The sequence below is a fragment of the Longimicrobium sp. genome, assembly GCF_036554565.1.
In the GTDB taxonomy this organism is placed as follows: Bacteria; Gemmatimonadota; Gemmatimonadetes; order Longimicrobiales; family Longimicrobiaceae; genus Longimicrobium.
This window is the reverse complement of sequence record NZ_DATBNB010000032.1, coordinates 1-4,700: the sequence shown is the minus strand read 5'-3', so window position 1 is coordinate 4,700 and position 4,700 is coordinate 1. Positions and strand designations below refer to the sequence as shown.

At 69.1% G+C, this 4,700-nt stretch carries 1 protein-coding gene; it reads right to left on the bottom strand.

Translation table 11 applies throughout. From position 1 onward, the window contains the following. On the bottom strand, positions 1 to 3,425 hold a 3,425-nt coding region (locus tag VIB55_RS00945), incomplete at its 3' end, for a VIT domain-containing protein (protein WP_331874785.1). Between the last annotated feature and the right edge of the window lie 1,275 nt (positions 3,426 to 4,700).

Here is a 4,700-nt window from a genome sequence, read left to right as displayed (position 1 = left end):
AGTTCGCTGCCGCCAGCGACCTGCCCGACCTCTCGTCCGACGACCTGTCGCGCATCGCCCAGCTTCAGCGCACCAACTTTGGCGTACACGAGGACCACATGCGCTACAAGGGAACGATGGAGCGCGACGGCGAGCCCATCGGCCCCATGTACCGCTACGCCGACGACGGCTTTCCCGGTGCCCCCGCGCCCGAGCTGGAGACCGCCGCGGCGGACTGACGCGCCATCGCACGAATGCGGAAAGCCCCGGAAGCAAGCGCTTCCGGGGCTTTTCTCGTCTGTTCCAACGCTGGAAGCCCTTGGTTTCAGTGCCGATGCGATCGATCGGCGGCTGCCGGGTTCAGCGTGAGCACCTGCTGCACCTCCCCTCGGTCCGGGAGCAGGCGGAAGGGCTCGATGCGCACCCGCGTGCGGTCGTCGGCGGGCTCCATCACCACGATCATCCCGCGGCTGACGCCCATGGGGCCGGCGTTGTAGTAGTTGACGCCCACGTGGTACTCGCCGGGGATCACGCGCTGTGTCCTCACCACCTCCGGGCCGAAGCCCTGGGTGATGTCCTCCAGCAGGTGGATGCCGCTGGGTGCCTCCGGCTGCGCGTAGTACACGTGGGTTGCCGCGCGGGTCGACGACGTGCAGGTCTACGTCGTTTCCGTCCGTGTCCCACGTCATGGTGATGCGCAGGCGGTCCGCCTGGTCCAGCTTCACCTGGCGCTCGCGGGCGCGTTGGCGGATCTCGGCGGCGCGCCCCGGGGCGGCGCGCATCCAGTCGCGGTAGATGTAGCCCAGCTCGTCGCGTACCACCGCGGCGGCGTTGCCGTACCACCGGTCCACCGGCCGTTGCAGCGCCGCTTCCAGCACGCCCGCCGCTTCTTCCATCCGCCCCGCCTGCCACAGCAGCAGCGCGAGCGTGCGGTGCGTGTTGGGCAGGTCCGGACGCAGCTCCACGGCGCGCCGCGCGGGTGCCTCCCACGCCGTCCGCGCGCCGGCCCGCCAGAGCAGCATCGCCGCGCGCTGCAGCATCTCGGGCTTGCCGGGCGCCACTTCCACGAGCGATCCCGTCGCGCGCCGTGCCTCGGCCGTTCGGCCCAGGTGTTGGCTGGCCAGCGCGAGGGCCTCGTACACCTGCGGGTTGTCCGGGTCCATCGGCTGCCAGCGGAACGCCACCTCGCGCAGCTCGCGCCACCGCTCCTCCTCGGCCAGGCCCTCGCTGAACTGGTTGTAGAGCGTGCGGTCGCGGGGATTGGCTCGTAGCGCGGCCCGCAGGCTGTCTACTTCGCCCTCGCGGAAGCGGCGGGCGCCCACCCATTCCGGCATACGCGGTTCGGGCACGTCGGCGCCCGTGACCACCACCGCGTCCAGGCGCAGCGGCGACGACTCGATGGCCGGCGGTGGAGGCGGTGCCACCGCAGGCGGGGGCGGCGCCATCGGCGGCGGCGGCGGCGGCGGGGGCGGCGCCATCGGCGGCGGCGGGGGCGGCGTCATCGCCGGAGGGGGCGGCGGCGGGGCCGCGGGTGCCGGGGCACCGGCGGGCGCGCGGCTACGCTCGGCTACGTTCCGCCCCTCTTCGGCGGCTGGTGCTGGCTCCGCTGCTTCTGCGTCGTCACCTGGAATGGTGGCGTCGGCGTCATCCCGTTCCGCCGTGCTGTCGGCCAGGGCCAGGCGCGGGGCGCGGCGCCGGTCCAGCCGCTCGATTCCGCGCGGGCCGACGACCAGGATCTGCGCGAGCGCTGTGCGATCGATCCCGAAGCGCACGTAATCGGCTTCCGTCTCCAGCACCAGCATCGTCGTGCGCGGCACCATCACCCGGTGCTCGATGCTGAGCTTCACCTGCTCCTCGGCCAGGCGGCGGCGGGCCGCGTCTCCATCCGCGTAGCGCTCCTCGTCCTGCAGCTTTTCCAGGTGCGCGCGATGGAACTCGCGCACCAGGAGCGGCTCGAAGCGCTCCTCCTCCAGCGGAACGCCGGTGCCTACGCGCACGCCATCCACCGCCAGCCGCATCTGCTGGCCCTCGCGCAGCCGGCCCAGCACCAGCACCTCGCCGCCGGGCTGCACGTCTTCCGCGCCGATGGCGTGAAAGGTTTCCGCCGCCTCGTCGCGCACGGCTGCCGTGCGTCCGGGCGGCTGCGCCAGGCGTGCCGCGGCCTCGCGGGCGCGGTCGTCCATCCGCTCGGTGAACGGCACGCGCACGATGCGCCCGCGCCCCTGCACGATCTGCCGCAACGCCTGCGCATCTTCGCGCGAGCCCAGCACGAGCGCGCTCAGCCGCGTGCCCGCGGCCATGCGGTCCAGCGGCCGGAACATCTCCGCGGGCGCCGTCTGCCCCATCGTCGCCGCGCCGTCGCTCACCAGGACGAAGCGTGCGGCCGGCTGCCGCGCGGCGCGGGCCTGGATCTCTGCCAGGGCGGCGTTGAGGTCGGTGCCGCCCAGCAGTCCGCGCGCGCGGACGAGCGCTTCCACGCGGCGCGCGGCCTCGGCCGGGGTGCGGAAGGTGCCCAGCGGCGCCACCTGCTGGTCGAACGCCACCAGCTCCACCTGTCCGCCGGGGAGCGCCGCGAGCACCGTCCTCAGCGAGGCCAGCCGGTGATCCATCCCCTCCGCGGCGGAGGCCGACGTGTCCAGCAGGAACACCCATCGCGTGTCCGCCGCCGCGGGGCGCGCGGGGGCCACGTCCGGCCGCACGCCGGCCAGGTAGTACGGCCCGGCGCGCAGCAGGTACTCGCGCGGGGCGTCCGGGCGCGGGCTCCAGCGGATCTCCAGGTCTTCGGTGGGGGTGAAGCTCTCGTCTTCCCACGCCAGCGTCCGGCCATCCACCATCCGGCTTCCCGGCGGGCCCGCCAGCGTGGCCGACACCTGCGCCTCGTGCGGAAGCGGCTGCACGTGCGCCGTCACGCGCATCATCCCGATCCGTGGCAGCCCGCGCAGCGGCACGCGGTAGCTGCGCACGCCGCCTTCCAGCGGGAGCAGCCGCGTGTAGCCCAGCACCACGCGCACGGTGGCGTTGGCCTCGATGGGAAAGATGCGCGCGCTGAAGCGGTTGCCCTGGTCCTGCTCCAGCAGCGCGGGGTCGCGCATCTGGTGAAGGATTTCGGCGTACACGCGGTTGGCGCGCAGCCGCTCCACCACCTCGCCCTCCATCAGCCGGCCGTTCACCTCCTTGGCGAAGCGGCTGACGGTGGCGCCCTCCGGCAGCACGGCGCTGAACCGCCCTTCCATCCGGCGTCCGTGCGGGTTGCGGAAGACGATCTCCATCTCGGTGAGCGAGAACACCCCCTGCACCGCCGCCCGCACGTTCAACTCTTCGATGACGAGCTCCTGCCCGTCAGGATCGGAGAGCGCGATGGGGGCTGGGGTGCGCTGGGCCGCGAGCGGAGCCGCGGCGAGGCAGGACAGCAGGAAGAGCAGAACGCGATGGACGCGTGGTCGCATGCGACTGGCGCGTAGGTGCCGGGTTCAACAACCGCCGACAGCAGAGCCGCTGGGCGATGTGGGATTCGGGAAGCCGAACGACGGCAGGCAACCGATTCTGCCGGTGTAGCCAAGCTTGCGACACAGGGCATTGATGCGCAACGTGGCGAGCAGTACGGCACGCCCGCGAAAGTCAATCCGCCGCTTGCTGCATGAGCGGGGAGAGCCTTGGCGTGGGCGACGCGTGCAGATGAGGGCTTAAACTCATTGGGATCAAACCCATTTCTAACACGATGGGTCTCCCCTCACGCAAGTATCAGCTCACGTCTCGGCTGGTGATTTGGATCCCACTAGAAAACTAGCCACTAATGCTTTGTACCTCTGCATTGCACCCGATCGGAAGCAAGGATATGGCAAGCGAACACGGAGAAGGTCGCCCGGCTCATATTTCACCAAACCGTCAGGGTACACACGCCCGAGCCCTCGGAGCTCCTCTCTGACTTCCGGGGACAAGAACGCACTCGCCCACGCCGCTCTCGTGTCAAGCGAAAGGCGTTGCTTGAATGAGAGAACATACAACGTATTCGTAGCAGTCAGTCCTCGCATCAGACGAAGCGAGATCCACGGCCCCTGAATACCCATTCCACTAATAAAACCATCCACCCTCGCTGGAAGAGGTGTGGTGTACCAAACAGAGCGAGACAGGACTTTGTAGGCGGATCGATTACAACCACCATCCTCCCGATCGAGACGCATGTAAGCCTGGACCGCCGGATCAGCGAGTACCGCCTTATTCGGCCGGAATAACCAGACGCGCTCGCCAGCTTCGCGAAGTCTCTCCCACTCCCTCCGGCCGATTGCCCCAGCAATGAGGTGGCTCGCCCGACTCAGTACCGGCGTACAGGCCCGAGTTGGAATTCCTAGAGTGGAGCGCTTCTGGTCAGAAAACAAAAAGTAGTTTGCGTCCCCAGTCACACCACCTAGTCGAATATCTGCGACTTCACCTAGCTGAACAGTACCACCGGCCGCGCCAGTTCTCACGGGCTGAATAGGACGGCCCGTTTGTCCCAACGACTGCTCGAGGTGGACGGCGGACGCATGTTCGATCCGAGTACTGGACAGGTGTGGCTCTCGGTATCCGATCCCCACCACGATGACGCATCCATCACGAACGCTTTGAAATAGCGGCTCAGAGCTCCTATGAACATGAAACTCTCGAAACGCGGAGGGCAGAGCTATTCGGAGTGAGCGCGCGTAATCCGCATAATCCCATGCAGCCGGCAGGAGGAATGCCAT